Source organism: Mesorhizobium sp. M0518 (assembly GCF_040321125.1).
In the GTDB taxonomy this organism is placed as follows: domain Bacteria; phylum Pseudomonadota; class Alphaproteobacteria; order Rhizobiales; family Rhizobiaceae; genus Mesorhizobium.
The window spans coordinates 1-20614 of sequence record NZ_JAMYQY010000034.1 but is presented as its reverse complement, the minus strand read 5'-3'; the positions used below and the strand labels follow the sequence as shown (position 1 = coordinate 20614).

18 protein-coding genes and 1 tRNA gene are annotated in these 20614 nt (G+C 64.4%); 7 read left to right on the top strand and 12 right to left on the bottom strand.

Annotated features, from left to right (window positions below):
• Positions 1-306: 306 nt before the first annotated feature.
• The 6 genes from NKI66_RS30555 to NKI66_RS30530 all read left to right on the top strand — a co-directional run bounded on the left by NKI66_RS30555 (position 307) and on the right by NKI66_RS30530 (position 5915).
• Entirely contained in the window at positions 307-1917 is a 1611-nt protein-coding gene (locus NKI66_RS30555) for an ABC transporter substrate-binding protein (protein ID WP_352753831.1), read from the top strand.
• A 264-nt stretch (positions 1918-2181) separates the two neighbouring features.
• Entirely contained in the window at positions 2182-3168 is a 987-nt protein-coding gene (locus tag NKI66_RS30550; protein ID WP_352753830.1) for an ABC transporter permease, read from the top strand.
• Complete coding sequence (locus NKI66_RS30545; RefSeq protein ID WP_352753828.1) at positions 3165-3995, top strand: ABC transporter permease; 831 nt, start codon at positions 3165-3167, stop codon at positions 3993-3995. The genes NKI66_RS30550 and NKI66_RS30545 overlap by 4 nt, the downstream gene beginning before the upstream one ends.
• Positions 3992-4996 carry an ABC transporter ATP-binding protein gene (locus tag NKI66_RS30540; protein WP_352440806.1) on the top strand — a complete coding sequence of 335 codons (1005 nt, stop codon included), beginning with the start codon at positions 3992-3994 and terminating at the stop codon, positions 4994-4996. The genes NKI66_RS30545 and NKI66_RS30540 overlap by 4 nt, the downstream gene beginning before the upstream one ends.
• Positions 4993-5769, top strand: a complete 777-nt coding sequence (locus NKI66_RS30535; RefSeq protein ID WP_352753826.1) for an ABC transporter ATP-binding protein — start codon at positions 4993-4995, stop codon at positions 5767-5769. Before NKI66_RS30540 ends, NKI66_RS30535 begins: the two co-directional genes overlap by 4 nt.
• A 23-nt stretch (positions 5770-5792) precedes the next feature.
• Positions 5793-5915, top strand: a complete 123-nt coding sequence (locus NKI66_RS30530) for a hypothetical protein (protein ID WP_352753825.1) — start codon at positions 5793-5795, stop codon at positions 5913-5915.
• A 25-nt stretch (positions 5916-5940) separates the two neighbouring features.
• Here NKI66_RS30530 and NKI66_RS30525 read toward each other — a convergent pair whose 3' ends face one another.
• Both NKI66_RS30525 and NKI66_RS30520 read right to left on the bottom strand, forming a co-directional pair.
• The gene (locus NKI66_RS30525; RefSeq protein WP_352753824.1) at positions 5941-6552 is read right to left on the bottom strand and encodes an NAD(P)-dependent oxidoreductase; all 612 of its coding nucleotides are present in this window, start codon (positions 6550-6552) and stop codon (positions 5941-5943) included.
• Positions 6553-6587: 35 nt separating this feature from the next.
• Entirely contained in the window at positions 6588-7226 is a 639-nt protein-coding gene (locus NKI66_RS30520; protein WP_352753822.1) for a DsbA family protein, read from the bottom strand.
• 131 nt (positions 7227-7357) lie between these two features.
• Between NKI66_RS30520 and NKI66_RS30515 the strand changes: the two genes are divergently transcribed.
• Positions 7358-8275 carry a LysR family transcriptional regulator gene (locus NKI66_RS30515; RefSeq protein WP_352753821.1) on the top strand — a complete coding sequence of 306 codons (918 nt, stop codon included), beginning with the start codon at positions 7358-7360 and terminating at the stop codon, positions 8273-8275.
• A 12-nt stretch (positions 8276-8287) separates the two neighbouring features.
• On the opposite strand, the gene NKI66_RS30510 is transcribed toward NKI66_RS30515, so the two are convergent.
• The 10 genes from NKI66_RS30510 to NKI66_RS30465 all read right to left on the bottom strand — a co-directional run bounded on the left by NKI66_RS30510 (position 8288) and on the right by NKI66_RS30465 (position 20556).
• Positions 8288-9904, bottom strand: a complete 1617-nt coding sequence (locus tag NKI66_RS30510) for a GMC family oxidoreductase (RefSeq protein WP_352753820.1) — start codon at positions 9902-9904, stop codon at positions 8288-8290.
• A complete protein-coding gene (locus tag NKI66_RS30505) occupies positions 9901-11415 on the bottom strand; it encodes an FGGY-family carbohydrate kinase (protein WP_352753819.1) in 1515 nt (504 codons plus the stop codon). Before NKI66_RS30505 ends, NKI66_RS30510 begins: the two co-directional genes overlap by 4 nt.
• A gap of 22 nt (positions 11416-11437) precedes the next feature.
• Positions 11438-12280 (bottom strand): class I fructose-bisphosphate aldolase, encoded by an 843-nt coding sequence (locus NKI66_RS30500; protein WP_352753818.1) that lies wholly within the window; start codon positions 12278-12280, stop codon positions 11438-11440.
• Entirely contained in the window at positions 12271-13968 is a 1698-nt protein-coding gene (locus NKI66_RS30495) for a glycerol-3-phosphate dehydrogenase/oxidase (RefSeq protein ID WP_023812427.1), read from the bottom strand. The genes NKI66_RS30500 and NKI66_RS30495 overlap by 10 nt, the downstream gene beginning before the upstream one ends.
• A 19-nt stretch (positions 13969-13987) precedes the next feature.
• Positions 13988-14983 (bottom strand): aldo/keto reductase, encoded by a 996-nt coding sequence (locus tag NKI66_RS30490; protein WP_023812426.1) that lies wholly within the window; start codon positions 14981-14983, stop codon positions 13988-13990.
• Complete coding sequence (locus tag NKI66_RS30485; RefSeq protein WP_023812425.1) at positions 14980-15960, bottom strand: sugar-binding transcriptional regulator; 981 nt, start codon at positions 15958-15960, stop codon at positions 14980-14982. Before NKI66_RS30485 ends, NKI66_RS30490 begins: the two co-directional genes overlap by 4 nt.
• A 25-nt stretch (positions 15961-15985) precedes the next feature.
• Entirely contained in the window at positions 15986-16909 is a 924-nt protein-coding gene (locus NKI66_RS30480; RefSeq protein ID WP_236383556.1) for an ABC transporter permease, read from the bottom strand.
• A gap of 76 nt (positions 16910-16985) precedes the next feature.
• Positions 16986-18521: a sugar ABC transporter ATP-binding protein gene (locus tag NKI66_RS30475; RefSeq protein ID WP_023812423.1), complete on the bottom strand. Its 1536-nt coding sequence runs from the start codon at positions 18519-18521 to the stop codon at positions 16986-16988.
• 96 nt (positions 18522-18617) lie between these two features.
• The gene (locus NKI66_RS30470) at positions 18618-19649 is read right to left on the bottom strand and encodes a substrate-binding domain-containing protein (protein WP_013529471.1); all 1032 of its coding nucleotides are present in this window, start codon (positions 19647-19649) and stop codon (positions 18618-18620) included.
• An 830-nt stretch (positions 19650-20479) separates the two neighbouring features.
• A tRNA-Met gene (locus NKI66_RS30465) sits at positions 20480-20556 on the bottom strand.
• Positions 20557-20614: the final 58 nt, after the last annotated feature.

The following is a 20614-nucleotide window of genomic DNA, read 5'->3' as shown; positions in this document are numbered from 1 at the left end:
TGCACCATTTTGCCCATTCTGGTCCAGCCAGAAAGAGATGAAATGTCGCCTCTCTACGCCTCTGTGTTGTCATTCGTCGCACATCCAATCAATCTGGTCCTACCAGAATGATCAAATTGAGCCACGCCCTCCAAACTGGTCCAGCGGACGAAAATTTCAAAGCCAAGCGAGGATGCGCCAATTCCGTCTCTGGCGAAACCCTCGGCAAGGCTCATAATCGCCGCCGCAAGGGATGCTGGCGGGCTTGCCGGCGTCCGAGGGGTATTGGCGCATCCGACCGGGTCGCGGAGAGGACGGAGTTCGATCATGTCAGGTTTCACGATTTCCAGACGCACGATGCTTGCCGGTTCGGCAATGCTGCTGGCCTCCACCGCAATGCCGGCACCGGGCTGGGCGCAGACGCCAAAGAAGGGCGGGCGGCTGGTGCTTGCCGCCGATTCCGAACCGCGCAACCTCAACCCGGCGATTGTCGCCTCCAACGGTGTGTTCTTCATCTCCAGCAAGATCGTCGAAACGCTGGCCGAAGCCTCCTTCGACGGCAAGGACGGGCTCGCGCCACGGCTGGCGCTGAGCTGGGAGGGTGCCGCCGACGGGCTCTCGCTGACGTTCAAACTGCGCGACGGCGTCAAATGGCATGACGGCAAGCCGTTCACCTCGGCCGACGTCGCCTTCTCGGCGCTGCAGATCTGGAAGCCGCTGCAGAATCTCGGCCGCACCGTGTTCAAGGATCTGGCCAGCGTCGACACCCCTGACGATCTCACCGCCGTCTTCAAATTCGCCAAGCCGACGCCGTTCCAGCTGATCCGCAACGCGCTGCCGGCGCTGAGCAGCGTGGTGCCGAAGCACATCTACGAGGTCGGCAAGATCGAGGACAACCCGGCCAACAACGCGCCGATCGGTACCGGGCCGTTCAAATTCGGCGAGTACAAGGCCGGCCAATATTACCGGCTGACGAAGAACACGGATTACTGGGGCAAGGACGAGCCCTATCTCGACGAGATCATCTATCAGGTGCTGCCGGATCGCACGTCAGCGGCGAGCGCGCTGGAGGCCGAGGAGATCCAGCTCGCAGCCTTTTCCGCCGTGCCGCTGGCCGACCTCGACCGCATCTCGAAAGTGCCGGGCCTGAAGGTGATCTCCAAGGGTTACGAAGGGCTGACCTATCAGCTTGTCGTCGAGATCAACCATCGCCGCAAGGAACTGGCCGACCTGAAAGTACGCCAGGCGATCGCGCATGCCATCGACAAGGATTTCGTCATCAAGACGGTGTTCCTCGGCTATGCCGCCACGGCCACCGGTCCGGTGCCGAAGAACGATCCGCAATTCTACACCGCCGATGTGCCGACCTATGCCTTCGACGTCGCCAAGGCCAACGCGCTGCTCGACGAGGCCGGCTACAAGAAAGGTCCGGACGGCAAGCGCTTCACGCTAAAACTGCTGCCTGCGCCCTATTTCAACGAGACCAAGCAGTTCGGCGACTATCTGCGCCAGGCGCTCGCCGCCATCGGCATCGACGCAGAGCTCGTCAACAACGACTCGGCCGCGCATATCAAGGCGGTCTACACCGATCACGCCTTCGACCTCGCCGTCGGCCCGCCGGTGTTCCGCGGCGACCCGGCGATTTCCACCACCATCCTGGTGCAGAGCGGCATTCCGGACGGCGTGCCGTTCTCCAACCAGGGCGGCTACAAGAACGACGCGCTCGATGCGCTCATCGCCAAGGCATCGGAGACGCTCGACGCATCAGCCCGCACCGACCTCTACAAGGAATTCCAGAAGGAGGTGGCCACCGACCTGCCGCTGATCAACGTCGCCGAATGGAGTTTTATCAGCGTCGCGCGCGACACTGTCGGCAACATCGCCAACAACCCGCGCTGGGCGGTGTCGAACTGGGCGGACACGTATTTGGAATCGTGAGACAATTGCGCGGATGAGAGTTTGCGAGAAAAGGGGAATTTGGCCGAAGGCCGAGTTCCTTCACACCCCCCTCTGTCCTACCGGACATCTCCCCCGCAAGGGGGGAGATCGGCTATTTGTCCGCCCCGCCAATTATGCAACCTCGGAAATTGGCGAAACCGTCGGTGACATCCAATCTCCCCCCTTGCGGGGGAGATGTCCGGCAGGACAGAGGGGGGTGCCCAGACACCGCACCTCTCACGATCAGGCCGGCGTCCTTTTCCCATGACCCGCGCCCTCACGCTCATCCGCCGTCGCCTCGTCGGCAGCATCTTCGTGCTGCTGATCGTCGTCATAGGCACCTTCCTGCTGCTCGAAGCCGCCCCCGGCGACGCGGTCGACGCCTATATCGTCTCGACCGGCGGCGATGCCGGCATGATCGAGCTGTTGCGTCATCGCTGGGGTCTCGACCAGTCGGAGCTGACGCGGCTCGCCAACTATCTCTGGGCGCTGTTGCATCTCGATCTCGGGCAGTCGGTGACCTTCTCCCGGCCGATCCGCGATGTGATCCTCGAACGCCTGCCCAACACGCTGCTGTTGATGGTCAGCGCCACCGCGCTCTCCTTCGGGCTTGGCTCGGCACTTGGCATATATGCCGGTGCGCGGCCAGGCAGTTTCCGAGATCGCTTCCTGTCGATCGGCTCGCTGGCGCTCTATGCCGTGCCGGGTTTCTGGCTCGGCCTGGTGCTGATCGTCGTCTTTGCCGTCGACCTGCGCTGGCTGCCGATCGGCGGCATCGAAACCCTGGCCTCGGACAAGACGGGGCTCGACCGTGCAACCGACATCGCTATTCATCTCGTCTTGCCGGTTTCTGCCCTCGGCTTCATCTATCTGGCGCTTTATCTGCGCATGATGCGCGCCGGCATGGCCGAGGTCTGGCGGCAGGATTTCGTCCTGGCCGCCCGCGCCAAGGGGCTATCCCGCCGGCGCATCGTTCTCGCCCACGTCGCCCGCAATGCGCTGCTGCCGCTGGTCACCATGCTCGGCCTGCAATCGGCGCAAATGCTCGGCGGCAGCGTCGTCATCGAGAGCGTCTTTTCCGTGCCCGGCCTCGGCCGGCTGGCGCAGGAGGCGGTCGCCTCCCGCGACACGCCGCTTCTGCTTGGCATTATCCTCACCAGCGCCGTCCTGGTCATTGTCATCAACCTTCTCGTCGACATCGCCTATGCCTTCCTCGATCCGCGCGTCGGCGCGAGCGAGGCCCGCGCATGAGCCCGCTCCGCCGCTTTCTGCGCGTGCCTGAGGCGGTTGCCGGTGCCATCCTCCTCGCGGCGCTGATTGCCATGGCGCTGTCGGCGTCGCTGCTGTTCCCAGGCGATCCCCAAGCCATCGCCGGCCCCGCACTGCTGCCGCCGTTCCAGGACTGGTCGCTGCCGCTCGGCACCGACCGGCTTGGCCGCAACGTGCTGGCCGAGCTTTTTCATGGCGCCCGCACGTCGCTGGCCGTCGGGCTCGCGGCCGCGGCGGCGGCACTTGTCGTCGGCGCGGTGGTCGGCACATTGGCCGGCTTTGCCGGCGGCCTCGTCGACGAGGTGCTGATGCGCGTCACCGACGCCTTTCAGACCGTGCCGAGCTTCCTGTTGGCGCTGGCCTTCGTCAGCGTCGTCGGACCGTCGCTCGGCGTCGTCGTGATTGCCATCGCTCTCGGCACCTGGACCGGACCGGCTAGAGTAGCCCGCGCTGAAGTCCTCTCCATTCGCGAACGCGATTATGTCGCCGGGGCCAGGGTCATCGGCATGCACCCGCTGGCGATCGCCTTTCGCGAGGTGCTGCCCAACGCCTTGCCACCGGTGCTGGCGATGTCGTCGGTGATCGTCGCCGCCGCGATCCTCATCGAAGCGGCCTTGTCTTTCCTCGGCTTGGGCGACCCCAACCGGGTCACCTGGGGCGGCATGATAGCAGAAGGCCGCGCCGTGCTGCGCACCGCGCCCTTCCTGTCGATCGTCCCGGGCATAGCGTTGGTTCTGACCGTGCTCGGCGTCTATCTCGCTGGTGAAGGCATCGTCGAGACGACGGCAGTCAGGAGAGGCCTTTCGTGACCGCCCTGGCTACGATCCGCGACCTGACGGTGACCTACCGCCGCGACGGCAGCGAGGTGGCGGCACTGAAGAGCGTCAGCCTCGACATCGCCGCTGGCGAACGCCTCGCCATCATCGGCGAAAGCGGCTCGGGCAAGAGCACGCTGGCACTGGCCATTGCCGGGCTGCTGCCGGCTTCTGCCAAGGTTGGAGGTCGCATCGATTGGTTTTTGTCCTCATCGGGCGCCAAGGCACCCCCCTCTGTCCTGCCGGACATCTCCCCCGCAAGGGGGGAGATTACGCTCTCACCTCTGCCTTCGCCAATCACCAATGTCGCGGAAGGGGAGCGGTCGGCGAAGCTGCTGATCTCCCCCCTTGCGGGGGAGATGTCCGGCAGGACAGAGGGGGGTGTGACGGAACGCCAGCCTTTCAAACCCGAACTCAACAAAATCCCCCGCCTCGGCCGCGACATCGGCTTCGTCTTCCAGGACCCGTCCGCCAGCCTCGATCCGGTGATGACCATCGGCAAGCAAATCGCCGAAGTGGCGCGCACGCATCTCGGCCTCACCTGGTCCCAGTCCTATGCCAGGGCCAAAAGCCTGCTCGAGCGCGTCCGCTTGCCAGATCCGGACTCGGCCTTGCGCGCCTTCCCGCATCAGCTCTCCGGCGGCCAGAAGCAGCGTGTGGCGATCGCCGCCGCCATTGCGGCCGGTCCGAAGTTGCTGATCGCCGACGAAGCGACCAGCGCGCTCGATACCATCGTGCAGGCCGAGATCGTCGCCTTGATCAGACGACTGGTGAACGAGGACGGCATGACGCTGCTGTTCATCAGCCATGACATCGCGCTGGCGGCCGAGCTTGCCGAGCGCATCGCCGTTTTCCGTCATGGCCAGTTGGTCGAGCTTGGCATGACGGCGCAGATTGTCGGCGCCCCGGCCCAGCCCTATACGCGTGCATTGCTCGACGCCCATATAGGCCTCGACACCAGGCCGTTGCTGAACCGAGCCAGGCTCCACGCATGAGCCTGCTGGCGGTGTCCAACCTCACCAAGCGCTACCGTCGCGGCGGCAAGACCATCGCTGCCGTCGAGGATGTCTCCTTTCACATCGACCCCGGTGAGACACTTGCGGTGGCCGGACCTTCCGGCAGCGGCAAGTCGACGATCGCGCGGCTGGTGCTGCGATTGATTGAGGCGGACGCTGGCCGCATCGACTTCGAAGGCAGTGATTTCCTGGTCTTGAGCGGCGCCGCGCTGCGAGCACGCCGCGCGCGCCTGCAGATGGTGTTCCAGGACCCGCTTGCCGCCTTCAACCCTCGCGCCACGGTGGCGCGTGTGCTCGACGATCCCTTGCGCATCCATGGCATCGCCTCCCGCTCCGAGCGCCCGCGCCGCATCGCCGCCCTGCTGGAGCGCGTCGGGCTGACGGCGGATCTCGCGCCGCGTGCCATTCATGAAATCTCCGGCGGCCAGCGGCAGCGCGTCGCCATTGCCCGCGCCATCGCCACGAAGCCGTCGCTGATCGTGCTCGACGAGGCGGTGTCGGCGCTTGACGTCTCCGTGCGCGGGGAGATCCTCAAGCTTTTGCTCGACCTGCAACGCCAGGAAAAGATCGCCTATCTCTTCATTTCACATGATCTCGGCGTCATCAGGTCGGTCGCCCACCGCGTCATCCTTCTCGATGCCGGCCGGATTGCCGAGAGCGGCGACGCCCGTGGCGTCATCGACGCTCCGCAATCGGCCATCGGCAAGGCGCTGGTGGCGGCCGCGCCAAGATTGAGCCGGGCCGGACCATGATCCCGAAAAGTGGGATCGCAGGCATGACAGCCCAGCATTTGCTTTGCCCAAGGCACCGAGACGGGACGGCGTCGGCACCGATGACCTACCGGGGCGTCGCCGCCCGCGAAATCTTGATGCGGCTGGCGTCGGCCGGCCTCGATTGAGTTCCGGCCGCCACCACCCGTTCGCTCAATAGCCGACGGTGAAGCGCTGCCTGATGTGGGCCGGCTTCTCGATCTCGTCGACCATGACGATCGCGTAGTCTTCGAAGGAAATGCTGCTGCCCTTCTCGGAGGCGAGAAGCGTGTCCTTGCCGAGGCGGAATTTGCCGGTGCGCTCACCAGGCACGAACATGGCGGATGGCGACAGGAACGTCCAATCGAGGTCGCTGACCGTCTTCAATCTGTCGAGAAAGTCGGCGCCCTTCTGCGCTTCTGCCTTGTAGATCGCCGGGAAGTCGGGGCTATCGACCAGCCGCTTGCCCGGTGCGACTTCGAGACTGCCGGCGCCGCCAACGATGAGATAGCGCTTCACGCCGGAGGCCCGCACAGCGGCAATCAGCGTGTCGGCGTCGCTGTCCAGAAAATGCACCGAGCTGATCACCACATCATGGCCGCGGATCAGATCGGCAAGACCCTGCTCGTCGAAGACGTCGCCCTTCCTGGCCGTCACGCGTGGCAGCGCCGCGATCTTTTCCGGGTTGCGCGCAATGCCGGTGACGGTGTGGCCGCGATCGGAGAGTTCTTTGAGAAGGCGCGAACCAACTGCGCCGGATGCACCAATGAGAGCGACTTTTGCCATGTCTTTCAGTTCCCTTGTTGAAGATTTGCTGGGGATCACGCCGCCGCGATATGGGCGACGAGATTGTCGAAGCTGCCGAACAGTGCGTTCGAACCGATGAGCCGGGGCGCATCGTTGCGGATGACCGCCAGCGAAGGCACGCCATCGGCATGCAGGCGCTGGAACAGCGCGCGGCCGCGGCCGACCATCTCGCGGTGGGCCGTCAGCAATGTTTCGGTCGGCGCCTTGAGCATCTCGGCGGCGTCCGCCATGCCGGCGGCGGCGAGCACCTCGGCCACACCGCCGATCGTCACGACATCGCGTCCTTCTACATAGCGCGCATGCTGCATCGTCTTCAGCGCGGCAAGCCGGCGGCTGGGATCTTCCAGGCCGGCGGCAGTGATACCGAGTGTGGCGGCATGTGAGTCGAGCAGGGTCCCACGGACATTGAGGACATTGTGCCGGTAGGCCGGGGTGAACGATTGTCCGGTCAGGCGCTCGATGCGCTGGTCGTTCGCCCAGGCATGCGCCGCAAAACCTTCATCCATCGGCCGCGCGCCGGCGCCGGAAAACAGGCCGGTCGGCAGCAGTTCGACGTTCAGGCCGGCGGCCGGCAACCGGTCGAGCATCGGGGTGGCGCCATAGCACCAGCCGCAGAGCGGATCGAAAAGATAGGTCACTTCTGAATTGCTCATAGTCGCTGCCATTCCTGTCCGGCCACCGGACTCATCGAGGCCGTCGCTCATATGTGGCAGCCGGAGGCCTTGCGATAAATGGCGCCCAATTATACAAACTGTCTGATCTGATCATACAAAGGGCAGCCAGCTTGGCCGAACTTCTGAACCTCAATCGGCTGGCTTATTTCACCACGGTGATGGAAACCGGCTCGTTCACTGCCGCGGCCGACCGGCTTGGCGTCGCCAAGGCCGTGGTCAGCCATCAGATCGGCAAGCTCGAAGAGGAGCTGGGCGCAACGCTGCTGCAGCGCACGACCCGGCGTGTCACGCCGACCGAAGAGGGTCGCCTCTTTTATGACCGCGCGATGATCATCCTGCGCGAAGCGGAGGCGGCCTATGGCGAAATCTCGCGCGGAGCCGTCGAACCGAGCGGAACGCTGAGGCTCACGGCGCCACTCGACTACGGCACCAAGATGGTGGCTCCGGTCATGGCGGCCTATCTCAGAACCTACCCGCATATGCGCGTCGAGGCGATCTTCGACGACGCCGTCAGCAATCTGGTGGACGAGCAGATCGATCTCGGCATCCGCGTCGGCTGGCTCACCGATTCCTCGAACCAGGCGCGGCGCCTGGGGACGATCCGGCAGATCGTGGTGGCGAGCCCTGGCTTCGCGACGAGCCTGCCGCCCGACGTGACGCCGCGCCAGGCAAGATCGCTGGCCTGGGTCGGCAACACCCAGTTGCGCGGCATCGGCCAATGGCTGTTTTCCAGGGACGGCGAAACGGTGCTGACCGAACTCAATCCGGTCATCATGTGCGACAAGAGCCCCGCCGCCCTGGCTTGCGTGCTCGTCGGCATCGGGCTCGGCGTCTTTCCGGACTACAGCGTCAGCGACGATATCGCCGAGGGGCGGCTGGTGCCGGTGTTTGCCGACTGGAGCCTGCCGTCAGGCGGCATCCACGCGGTCTTTCCGCCGGCCCGGTTCCGGCCCGCCAAGGTGCGCACCTTCGTCGATCTGCTCGCGGCGGCCGAGAGACGGCGATCGCGCGGTGTTGCCGCGGCTTGAAGCCGATGGCGGTCAGCGGGCCTCTTGCAGGATCATCTCGGCTGCCTTTTCCGCGATCATGACGACCGGCGAGTTGGTATTGCCCGAAACGATTGTCGGCATGATCGAGGCATCGACCACGCGCAGCCCGCCAAGCCCGTGAACACGCAGGGCCTCGTCGACCACCGCCATCGTATCCGAACCCATCTTGCAGGTGCCGACGGGGTGGAAGATCGTCGTGCCGATATCGCCGGCCTTGCGGATGAGCTCTTCGTCGCTGTCATACTGCATGCCGGGCAGCATCTCTTCCGGCGCAAAGCGCGCCACCGCCTGTGCCTTCATCAGACTGCGGACATGGCGCAACGACGCGACGGCCACGCTGCGGTCCCCCTCGGTGGAAAGATAGTTCGGGCGGATCTTCGCCGCCTCCCGCGCATCGGCTGAACCCATGTGCACGCTGCCCCGGCTTTCGGGGCGCAGATTGCAGACCGAGACGGTGACCGCGGGAAAGCGATGCAGCGGCTCGCCCAGACGGTCGGTGCTCAGCGGCTGCACGTGATATTCGAGATCGGGCGTTGCGAGGCGTGGATCGCTCCTGGCGAAGATGCCGAGCTGGCTCGGCGCCATCGACAGTGGCCCGCTGCGCTTGAGCGCGTATTCCAGCCCCATCGACGCACGGCTGACCAGATTGTGGTAGCGCTGGTTGAGCGTGGCGGTGTTGGCGACCTTGAAGACGGTGCGAATCTGCAAATGGTCCTGCAGGTTTTCTCCAACGCCCGGCAAGGCATGACGAACATCCAGGCCGATGCTCGAAAGCAGGTCGGGGCGGCCCACCCCCGACAGTTCGAGCAGCTTCGGCGAGTTGATGGCACCGGCCGCAAGGATCGTCTGTCCAGCGCGGATCTGGTGTAGGCGGCCGCCTTGGCGGAAAACCAGTCCGGTGACGCGCCGGCCGTCGAATTCGAGCCGTTCGGTCTCCGCGCCGAGCACCACGCGCAGGTTCTTGCGCCCCGCGATGCCGCGCAAAAACGCCTTCGACGTGTTCCAGCGCACGCCCTTCCTTTGGTTGACCTCGAAATAACCCGAGCCTTCATTGGTGCCGGTGTTGAAGTCTTCGGTGCGCGGAATGCCGAGTTCCTCGGCAGCGTCCCGAAAGGCGTCGAGGATCGGCCACGACAGCCGCTGCCGTTCGACCCGCCACTCGCCGCCACCGCCGTGCATGGCACTCTTGCCGCCGTGATAGTCTTCCGATTTGAGGAAATAGGGCAACACGTCGTCCCAGCCCCAGCCGGCATTGCCGGCCTGCCGCCAACCATCATAGTCGGCAGCCTGGCCTCGCATGTAGATCATGCCGTTGATCGATGAACAGCCGCCGAGCACCTTGCCGCGCGGATAGTTGAGGCTGCGTCCATTGAGACCGGCTTCCGGCTCCGTCTTCATCATCCAGTCGGTGCGCGGGTTGCCCATGCAGAAGAGATAGCCGATCGGGATATCGACCCAGTGATAGCGGTCGCTGCCCCCGGCCTCGAGCAGCAGCACATTGTTGCGCGGATCGGCGGAGAGCCGGTTGGCGAGCACGCAGCCGGCGGAGCCGGCCCCGACGATGACGTAGTCGTAACTGCCGAACGGGGACGGTGGAGCTTCGGTCACGTGCGCGCCTGCTGTCCGGCGATGCGCTCCCACATCGGGGTCATCGCCTGGTTGATCTCGCCGTACAGTCGATACCGCCGTGCATACGCGTCGGCAACCGCCTCGTTGGGTACAAAGTGTCGAGCGGCCGCAGTCATGGCGGCGGCACCTGCGCTGTAGTCCGCGAAGATGCCGACCCCGGTGCCCGCCGCGATCGCCGCTCCCAGCGCGCCGGTTTCGCGGCTGCGCGCCACAGTGACGGGCACGCCGAGCACATCGGCGAATATCTGCGGCCAGACGCTGCTGCGCGAGCCGCCGCCAGACAGCACCACCTGGTCGAAATCGGCGCCCGCTTTGTGCAAGGTCTCGACATGGCGCTTGTGCTCGAAGGCGACGCCCTCGAACAGCGCACGAAGCAGATGTGCTCGGCTGTGCCAGCCGGCGATACCGTAGAAGCCGGCGCGCGCGTGGCCATTCTGCTGCGAGCCGTACAGGAAGGGATGATAGATCGGGATGTCACTGTTAGGATCGACTGACGCCACCAGTTCGCTGCACAATTCGAACGGCGACTTGCCGGCTTCGCCGCCATGTTCGAGGAATTCGCGAACGATCCATTCGAGATTGGCGGCCGAGGTGGCACTGGATTCGATCGCCAGATAGCGCTGGCGATCGAAAGTCGACAGCATGAAGATCGAAGGGTCGCGGATCGGTTCGTCGGTGATGACCTGGTTGATGCTCCAGGTTCCGGCGATGACCGAGGCGGCACCGGTTCTGGTCACGCCCGAACCGACCGCGCTGGCGACGACATCGAACAGCCCGGCGACGACAGGCGTGCCGGCGCGCAGTCCCGTCAGGGCCGCCACGTCCTCGCTGACATGACCGGCAATGTCGGCCGATTCCAGCACTGGCGGCAGCAGGTCCGCGCAGTCGCCGAGCCCATAGGCGGCAAGCAGGTCCGGCTCGTAACGCCGATCCCGCATCTGCAGCAGGCCGCAGCCCGACATGTCGGAGGTATCGCTGCTGCGCGCACCTGTCAGGCGGTTGACGACGAAATCCTTGCACAGGAAGACGGTGCCGATGCTGGCGAACAAGGCCGGCGAAAAGCGCTTGAGCCAGGCAAGCAGGGTTGGCGTCTGCGCCGCCCACGGCCGTTGCAGGCAGTGTGCATAGGTGCGGTCGCCGACATTCTGCTCTGCCCATTCGGCAACGATGCCGACCGCGCGTGTGTCGAGCGACTGGATGCCGATCAATGGCGCACCATCGCGATCGAGCGCGTAGAGCCCGTTGCCATGACCGGCGCAGCCGATGGCAACGATCTCGCGGGCGTCGATACCGGCTTCAGCGATGCATTGGGCGATGACCGAAACCGCGTTGCGCCAGAGTTCGTCGAGGTCGCGTTCGACATGTCCGGGCTTTGGCATGGATGAGCGGCCGTCACGAGCGGCGAATGCCAGTTCGCGGCCGGACAGGTCGAAGAGGATAGCCTTGATGACGGTGTTGCCGGCATCGAGACCGAGGATATAGCTTGCCATTGGCGCCTCCCGAGGCCGCAGCCTAAGCCTGGTTGTACAGATCCCAGGCCGTGCCGCCATTGGCATCGTCGTGAATGATCGCCATCAGCCCGCGCACGACGGCGCTCGGGTTGGCATGCTGGTAGATGTTGCGGCCATAGACCATGCCAAGCGCACCTTGTGCCATCAAGGCAGCCGACTTGTCGAACACGGCACGCAGATCCTCCTTGCCGCCGCCGCGCACCAGCACCGGGCAGCGCGCCGCCTCGACGACGCGGTGGAAGTCGTTGGGATCGGTGGTCGGATCGGCCTTGACGATATCGGCACCCATCTCGCGGGCAAGCCGGGTCAAGGTGACGATCTTTTCGGCATCGCCGTCGACCATGTAGCCGCCATGCTCTGCGACCGGCAGCATGGCCAGCGGCTCGATCATCAGCGGCAGGCCGTATTTCTCGCAATCGGCGCGCACGCGGGCGATGTTCTGCACGCATTGCCGGAACAGGTCCGGCTCGTCGGGCAGCATGAACAGATTGACCACGACGCAAGCCGCATCCATCTCGATGGCGCCAAGCAAGGGCTCGGCTTCGTTCTGCAGCACCGCCCACATCGCTCGGTGGCGTATCCTGTTGTAGGGATTGCCCATGTCGATGCGCATCACCAGCGCCGGCTTGTCCTTGCCAGGCACGGCCTGCAGCAGGTCGGCCTGGCCGTAGTTCATCTGGATGGCGTCGGGGCCGGCCTTGACCAGTTGGTTGACGACGCTGGCCATGTCTTCCAGCCCGGCAAGGAAACTCGGCTCGTTGCAGACGCCGTGATCGATGGCGACGTCGAGACAGCGGCCGCCGCCGAACAGACGGTTCATGCGGACTTTCTTGTTTACGCGCATAGGGCGCTCCTTTGATGCGTCTGGAGATCGATGCCGTGCCGGTAGGCCAGCAAGGTGAGGAAGGTCGAGCGCTCAATGGCGGCCTCGCTGGCGCTCCAGCCCTTGTGCGCCGCCAGCATGTCGAGAACGGCATTGACGAGGTCGAAGCTGAGACCGCCCGAAATGGCGATGGTGGTGCGGCGCAGGAACAGGTCGGCGAGGCACTCGACCTGCTCGCGCTCGATGATGCGCCCTATCTCGCTTGCCGAATAGTCCGACCGCGGCAGCATCTGTTCGCCCGCCGGGTGCGAAACGAAATCCCTGGCCGACGTGCCATAGCGTTGCAGAAGTGTGTGCGCGCGCTCGACCGGCAGGCCATGCTCGGCAGCGAATGATGCGCACCAGGCGTCCGGATCGGTGGGAAAATCGCGGCCGCCACCGATGGCCATGTCCTGCGTTCCCTGGCTGCGCGCGAGGCCGAGCCGCTTCAGCGCCATGTCGGCGGCCAGCGCTCCAAACGAACGGAAGGTGGTCCACTTGCCGCCGATCATGCACAACGTCGCCGGCAGATGCCCGCTCGCTTCCACGAACTCGCAAAAATGATCGCGCGGTATGCGGCTCGTAAAACTGTCCTCGCTGGCCGGCAAAGGGCGCACGCCGGCGAAGCGGAACACGATCTGGTTTTCGGTAACCTTGATCGAGGGAAAGACGAAAGCGAGCGACTGCAGGATGTAGCGCTGCTCGTCCTCCTCGCAACGGACTAGGTCTGGATCATCGACCCGGATGTCGGTCGAGCCAATCAGCACCTTGCCCAGATAGGGAAACAGGATGCAGATGCGACCGTCCTCGTTTTCGTAATAGACCATGTGGCCGCCGAGCGCGTCGAACAGTTCGCTGTTGTCGACGATCAGATGCGAGCCCTTGGTACCGCCCATCATCGTCTGCGCCGTCGCCCCGATGGCCTTGTTGGTCAGGTCGATCCAGCCACCGGTGGCGTTGATGACCAGTTGCGCCCGCACCGGCAACTTCTCGCCGGTCAACGTGTCGGTAATGGCAAGGCCGTCGCCGGTCGACGACGCCTGAGCGTAGTTCAGGGCGCGCGCGTTCGCCCCGCTCGTCGTGGCGTCCAGCAGCATCTCCAGGCCGAGGCGCTCGGGCCGGCTCACCCAGGCGTCGTAATAGGTCGCCGAATTGCGGATCGCCGGGTTGATCGCCGGCCATGTCTTCAGGGTTTCGGCGCGGCCCCTGAACCGGTGCGTCGGCATCAAACGCCGTGCAGCGGTGAAAAGGTCATACATGGCAAGCCCGGCTTTGATGACCAGCGCCCCGCGCCGGCTGGGCCGCCGCGTCAGCCCCAGGAAACGCACCGCACCGTTGGCGAGACCGGAGAAAATGTCGAAGACCGGCACCGTCGTCGGCAGCGGAGCCACATAGTGCGGCGCATTCCTCAGCAGCCGGTCGCGTTCGAGCAGCGATTCGCGCACCAGTTTGAATTCGCCGTTTTCGAGGTAGCGCAGGCCGCCATGCACCATGCGCGACAGGGCGGCACTCGCACCACTGCAATAGTCGCCCTTTTCCGCCAGCACGACATCGACCCCTTGCAAGGCCAGTTCGCGAAAGACGCTGATGCCGTTGATGCCGCCACCAATGACGAGCACGGTAATGTCCGGCCGGTCGCGCAGACCGGCGATTGTATGACTACGCTTCATCGGGGCTGTTGCCTTTTTCTCAGGCATCCATCGCGGTGAGATGTGCGGCTGCCGCGGCGTCGATTGCCGCAAGCTCGCTTGCGGCAAGCGTGATCTCCCCGGCCCGTGCATTGTCGAGCGCCTGCTCAGGATTGCGTGCGCCGCACAGGGCGAAGGTGATGCCCGGCTGGGCGAGCGTCCAGGCGATGACGATCTGCGCCATCGACGCCTGGTGGCTTTCCGCGATCGGGGCGATTGCCTCTTTCAGCTTTGCGACCTTCTGCCGGTTGGCCGTGGAGAAGCGTGGGTTGTCCTTGCGTTGGTCGTCGCCGCCGAATGTGCGCTCAGGGTCGACCGTGCCGGTAAGTAGCCCCAACCCCAGCGACGAGTAGCTGAGGGTGGCAATGTCATGGCGGCGGGTGATCGGCAGCAGGCTGCTCTCGATGTCGCGGTCGATCATCGAATAGCGCTCCTGGATCGCATCGAGCTGGCCGGCATCGATATACTGGCCAAGATCCTCGGCGCTGATGTTGCTGGCGCCAATGGCGCGGATCTTGCCGGCCGCCTTGAGCTTTTCCAGCGCCGCCATCGTCTCGGCGATCGGGGTCGTCGGATCCTGCCAATGGGTGATGTAGAGGTCGATGTAGTCGGTGCCCAGACGCCGCAGGCTCTGCTCGACCTCATAGGCGATGCCATCGGCGCCGAGATAGCGATGCACAGGCTTGTCGTCCTGATCGAAGAAATGGCCGCCCTTGCCCGAATGCCAGTTCAACCCGCATTTGGTCGCGATCACCACTTTGTCGCGCTTGCCCTTGATGGCGGTGCCGACGATCGCCTCGCTGCGGCCAAGACCGTAGGCCGGCGCTGTGTCGATCAGGCTGAGGCCGGCATCGATCGAGGCTTCGATCGCCTTGACCGACTCCTTCTCGTCGGTGCCGCCCCACATCCACCCGCCAATCGCCCAGGTGCCCAGGCCTACAGCCGACGCCGATATGCCGGACTTGCCGATCTGCCGCTGGATCTGTCGAGAATTCATGCTACCTCCTGTTCGGCCAGCTCGAGGATCTGGAGCCCCGTGGCCTCGTCCGTGACGATGGTGTCGAGATGGTTGCCGCGCAGGGCGGCGAGGATCGGCGCGACCTTGCTGGGGCCGCTTGCAATGCCGATCGAGCGCGGGATGGTCGCGAACTCGTCAAGCGTCAACGAGACCAGCGAACGGTTGAGCGAGTAGTTGCAAAGCTTGCCCTGGCGGTCGATGAGATGAGCGAGCAGCTCGCCTGTCGCCCCGGACTTCTCGATCGCCTGGCGATCGGCATTCGAGGACGGATGCAGGTCGTAGTAGCTGGAATCGTCGGTCAGGATGGAGCCGACACCCACCACCGCGACATCCGCCTCGCGCGCCTTGCGAAACACGTCGGCGACGGAGCTGATGCCCATCAGCATTTCGCGCTGCTGCGCGGTGTCGGCAAACAGCGGCGCATGGATCTGGTAAGCGCGGCCGCCGAGCTTGTCGGCCATCAGCGAGGCGACGTGGTTGACGTCGGTATAGTGCTTGCCCTGCACCAGGCCGGTTGCGGGAATGATCTCGACGTCGTATCGGCGCCCCGGCTTGAGACCGGCGACCAGCGCGCTGACGCCCTTGCCGCCGGTGATCGAGATCGTGTCGCCGTCCTTGATGGTGTCGAGCAGCAGCCCAGCCGCCGCCTCGCCGACCCGCTGCAGGGCCGTGTGCGGATTTTCGGAAACCGACGGCACCACCATCGCCCGCTCGATGCCGCCCAGCGCAACCAGCCGCGCTTCCAGGTCGACCAGATGGTCGATCGGCGACTTGATCTTGATCTCGACGAGGCCGAGCTGGTGGCCGCGCTTGATCAGCCGGTTGACCGTGGCGTGCGAGAGGCCGAGTTCCCCGGCGATCTCGGCCTGGGTCTTGCCTTCGATATAATGCAGGACAAGCGCCTGGTGCATCTGACGAACAGCGGCGATGTCGTCTCGGGTGTTGGGAGGGGCCATGGTCTTGCTTCGCCGCCTTTGAGGTTCAGGACTTCTTGCGGTGCAGGAAGTGATCGATCGACACCGCCGCCAGCAGGATGCATCCCTTGATCATGTCCTGCCAATAGACCGAGACATCGAGCAGGATAAGCGAGCTCGTCACCACCGACAGCAACGCCATGCCGAGGATCGCTCCGAAGATGGTGCCCGAGCCGCCATTCAGCGAGGCGCCGCCGATGACGGCCGCGGCGATGATGTTGAGCTCCATGCCGGCGCCGAAGGTCGGCGTCGCCGCGCCAAAGCGCGCCATGTAGATGACGCCGGCCAGGCCGGCGAGGGTCGAGCACAGCACCGTGACCCAGAACTTCACCTGATTCGTCCTGATGCCGGAGAACTGCGCGGCCTTCTCGTTGGAGCCGGTGTAGAAAACCTTGCGGAAGGCCGTGGCGCGGCGCAGCAGGAAGTCGAAGATCGCCACCACGACGATGAAGATCAGGATGACATAGGGGATGTTGTTGAAGCTGCCCTGGCCGATGGCCTTGAAGGCCGGCGGCAGTGTGAACAGCGACAGCGGCGTGCCCTTGGTGACCACCAGGCACATGCCCCGCACGATGACCATGGCCGCCAGCGACGTGATGAAATGATTGAGGCCTATCACGGTCACGAAGAAGCCCATCGCCGCGCCGATCAGCGCGCTGACGCCGATGCCGATCAGGCTTGCCGTCCAGGGATCGAGGCCGGCGAGGAACAGCGCACCCGAGACCACCATCGAGAAACACACGACCGAGCCGACGGAAAGGTCGATGCCGCCGACGATGAGCAGGATAGTCATGCCGACGACGACGATGCCTTCGATGGAAAAGCTCATCAGCATGGCGCGGAAATTGCCCCATGTCAGGAAGTGCGGCGAGGCGAAGCTCATGGCGATACACAGCGCCAGGATGATGACGATCAGTCCGGCCTCGCGCATCGAGGCGAGCTGAGCGAAATTGACGCGCCGCCCGGCGGCCTTGATCTCGGCGTGCACGAGCGCTTCTCCTGATTCCCTAGGCGACATTCTGGGCCTGCCTTTGATTTGAACTATCCTGAACGCCCGAGGCGAGCATGATGATGGCTTCCTCGCCGAGCTCGCCGGCGGTGAGTTCGCCGGCGATCCTGCCTTCGCGAACCACCAGGACGCGGTCGCACAAGCCAATCAGCTCCGGCAGTTCCGACGAGATAACGATGACGCCGACACCGCTGCCGGCAAGCTGGCGCAGCAGCCGGTGGATCTCGACCTTGGCGCCGACATCGATCCCGCGCGTCGGCTCGTCCATGATGATGACCTTGGGACTGACGGACAGCTGCCTGGCGATGGCAACCTTCTGCTGGTTGCCACCGCTCAGCGTCGAGACGGTGGCCTCGATGCCGGCCATGCGCACGCCGAGCCTGCCGGTCAGTTCCCGCGCCTGACGATCCTCGGCCTTGCGGTCGAGCAGGCCAAGTGGCCCGGTCAGCCTGCCGAGGTCGAGCGCGGAGATGTTCGCCGCGATCGGCAGGTCAAGGAATACGCCGGAGCCTTTGCGATCCTCAGAGAGATAGACCAGCCCCGCCTTGACCGCATCGCCATAGCCGCGCAGCCGGAGCTGCTTTCCGTCGAGCGCGACGGTTCCAGAGGTCATTGGCCTGAGGCCGCAGACCGTCTGTGCGATCTCGCTGCGACCGGCGCCGATCAGGCCGCCTATGCCCAGGATCTCGCCGGCGCGAAGCTGCAGATCGACGTCGGCGAAGCGGCGCCCATCGGAAAGCCCCTCGACCGAGAGGAGCAGGCGCCCAGGCGCCTGCGGCGCCAGCTTGTCGGGATAGAGCTGGGTGATTTCGCGGCCCACCATCTTGCGCACGACATCGTCCGGTGAGACGGCGGCGACCTGATCGGTCGCCACGTAGCGGCCGTCGCGGAAGACGGTGACTCGGTCGCACAGCGAGAAGATCTCGGCCATGCGGTGGCTGATATAGACCACCGAAATGCCACGCTCCTTGAGCCCGCGCACGATCGAGAACAGGCGCTGCGCTTCGCTTTCGGTCAGCGCCGCAGTCGGCTCGTCGAGCATCAGCACCTTGCAGTCGAGCGTCAGCGCCTTGGCGATCTCGACAAGCTGCTGGTTGGAAATGGAGAGATCGGCAACCCTGGTGCGCACCGGAATGGGCGCGAGCAGGTCCATGACCTTCTGGGCGTCGGCGTAGAGTTTTTGGAAATTCATCAGCGGCGCGCGCCGGCTGTTGATCGCGGCCATGTAGATGTTTTCGGCAACCGTCGCGTCCTGACAGAGCGCGATCTCCTGGTGGACAAGCGCAATGCCAAGACGTTGGGCGGCCGCGGGCGAGTGGATCGAAACACGCTCACCATCGATCAGGATGTCGCCCTCGTCGGGCTGCAATACACCGGCGATCATGTTCATCAGCGTCGACTTGCCGGCGCCGTTCTCTCCGCACAGTGCATGGATTTCGCCGCGCCGCAGCTCGAACCGTACGTCGCTCAGCGCCTTGACCGGGCCGAACGCCTTGGACAGGCGACGGATTTCAAGAATGGGCGCCTGGGTCACGCCGTGCTCCTGCGATGAACCTGCGGGGGAGGAAGGAGGCCGAAGCCTCCTTCCCGGTTAATCCGGCCATGCCGAGGCCGGGCAGCGGGATCGAGACTATTCCTCGATGCCCTTGGTGCCGCGACGCTTGAGGTACTTGTCCCAGTAGAAGTCGTCCGCATTGTCCTTGGAGACGATGGAGAAGCCATTGTCGACGAAGGGCACGCTCATCGGGTTGAAACCCGAACGCTTGGCGTCGTTCATCGGGTCGATCAGGCCGGGATGCTTGGCCATCCACAACAGCATGAAGCCCATATAGCCCTGCATACCCTGGTTTGGATTGACCGAGCCGAAAATCTCGCCGGCCTTGATCATGTCGAGGATCTTGGCATTAACGTCGGCGAGCATGACGCGGATCTTGCCACCGCCTTCCTTGGCGGCCTGGGCAGCGCCGATGGCCGAGTTGGCCTCCGGCATGAACACGGCGCCAAGATCAGGATGCGCCTGCGCCAGGCTCAGAACCGCCTGATAGGCCTTGGTCGGATCCTGGTTCGAAGCGGCGCGGCCGACGAGCTTCATGTCAGGCCATTTGGCTTCCATGCGGGCAACGAACGCGTTGACGCGCTTGTCGTGGTTGTCCTGACCGGGATTCTCCAGCACCGCATATTCGCCCTTGCCGTCCATCGCCTTGGCAACGGCGTCGGCGGCATAGGTGCCTTCGGCATTGTTGTCGGAGGTGATGTAGGAGACGCGCTTGGAATTCGGCGAGTCGGCGGCGAAGGTCACCACTGCGGTGCCCTGTTCGATGGCGCGGTTGATCGGCTCGATGAACGGATCGGAATTCATCGGGTGTACCAGTATGCCGGCAGGCTTCTGCGCCAGCGCCTGGTCGAAGGTCGCGATCTGCTTGTTGACGTCGTATTCCGGCGTACCCGTATAGGCGGTCTCGCAGCCGAACTGCTGGCCGGCCTGCTTGAACATTTCATAGACCGGGAACCAGTATTCGACGCCCGAGACCATGACGTTCATGACGTATTTTTCACCCGGCTCGCATTTGAACGGGTTGGGGGTTTCGGCGCGTACCTGCATCGACCCAAAGCAGGTCGATGCAGCCGCCGCGATTGCGAGCGTGCTCAGAAATTTGCGCAAGTTTCCTCCCTTGGCCGAAGCCATCCTCAATGACCGTCGCAGGCACTCGGCGAGCGCTGCCGTATGGATTTGATGATGCCGACCTTCCTCCGAAAGCCGACGATCGGGACATTACAGCCTCGGCGCATGTTGTCAATATAATTCACATATTGAAATATATTTCACGACCTCCTTCGGGGACCTATACGCTCCGATCGACGAAGCTGGTCGCGGGCCGCCAAGGTGCCGTACGGGCTAGGCAGGGCCTTTCCGGCCTTTGGCCGCGAACCGCGGAGAGTGTGGTTAGAGTATCGGCACCCAGGAGCTCGCGTGGTGCCCTCCCGCCGGCCGCGTCTTTATCGCGTGAAGCCACGATCTTGTCTTTGATAGCATCTATTCCGGGCGCGGCGTGACGCTCTCCATGTCGCTTAGCCAAGAAGTCTGCTGCTGCGTCGGCTTACGGCAGCCTTCGGACCATCCGGCGTATTCCGAGAAGCTTCGGCAGTCCCCCGAATGCGAACGGCCCGCTGGCTGGTGCCTGGGGGACTGTTGCTTGGTGGAGATTGGTTTGCGGGGGACGGGATTGGGTTTTTTGTCCCGCAGCTTGGGCTTCGCCTTGTTGCGGGCGCCTGATCCGGGGCAATCGATGGCCAGCCCAGCCGAACATCAAAACGGCCCGCGGGCTTTGTGCCAGGCGGGCCGTTTACCGCAGATTGGTTGCGGGGACAGGATTGAGTTTTCTGTCCGGCGGCGTCGGCTCCGCTTGCTTGCGGGCGCCTGATGACAGGTTAAATCGCCGGCACCACGGCACAATACAAAAGAGCCCGCACGAGGGCGGGCTCTTTTGTATTTGGTTGCGGGGACAGGATTTGAACCTGTGACCTTCAGGTTATGAGCCTGACGAGCTACCGGGCTGCTCCACCCCGCGTCAACCCTAAGCAAGCGTTTGCTTGCATTCCCTTAGCAAGCGTTTGCTTGCATTCCCT

Excerpts from the sequence above, each read along its gene's own strand:
- NKI66_RS30550 (WP_352753830.1), top strand. The coding sequence starts at position 2,182 with ATGACCCGCGCCCTCACGCTCATCCGCCGTCGCCTCGTCGGCAGCATC.
- NKI66_RS30505 (WP_352753819.1), bottom strand. The coding sequence starts at position 11,415 with ATGGCAAGCTATATCCTCGGTCTCGATGCCGGCAACACCGTCATCAAG.
- NKI66_RS30530 (WP_352753825.1), top strand. The coding sequence starts at position 5,793 with ATGACAGCCCAGCATTTGCTTTGCCCAAGGCACCGAGACGGGACGGCG.
- NKI66_RS30535 (WP_352753826.1), top strand. The coding sequence starts at position 4,993 with ATGAGCCTGCTGGCGGTGTCCAACCTCACCAAGCGCTACCGTCGCGGC.
- NKI66_RS30545 (WP_352753828.1), top strand. The coding sequence starts at position 3,165 with ATGAGCCCGCTCCGCCGCTTTCTGCGCGTGCCTGAGGCGGTTGCCGGT.
- NKI66_RS30525 (WP_352753824.1), bottom strand. The coding sequence starts at position 6,552 with ATGGCAAAAGTCGCTCTCATTGGTGCATCCGGCGCAGTTGGTTCGCGC.
- NKI66_RS30480 (WP_236383556.1), bottom strand. The coding sequence starts at position 16,909 with ATGCGCGAGGCCGGACTGATCGTCATCATCCTGGCGCTGTGTATCGCC.
- NKI66_RS30495 (WP_023812427.1), bottom strand. The coding sequence starts at position 13,968 with ATGAAGCGTAGTCATACAATCGCCGGTCTGCGCGACCGGCCGGACATT.
- NKI66_RS30500 (WP_352753818.1), bottom strand. The coding sequence starts at position 12,280 with ATGCGCGTAAACAAGAAAGTCCGCATGAACCGTCTGTTCGGCGGCGGC.
- NKI66_RS30485 (WP_023812425.1), bottom strand. The coding sequence starts at position 15,960 with ATGGCCCCTCCCAACACCCGAGACGACATCGCCGCTGTTCGTCAGATG.
- NKI66_RS30555 (WP_352753831.1), top strand. The coding sequence starts at position 307 with ATGTCAGGTTTCACGATTTCCAGACGCACGATGCTTGCCGGTTCGGCA.
- NKI66_RS30520 (WP_352753822.1), bottom strand. The coding sequence starts at position 7,226 with ATGAGCAATTCAGAAGTGACCTATCTTTTCGATCCGCTCTGCGGCTGG.
- NKI66_RS30490 (WP_023812426.1), bottom strand. The coding sequence starts at position 14,983 with ATGAATTCTCGACAGATCCAGCGGCAGATCGGCAAGTCCGGCATATCG.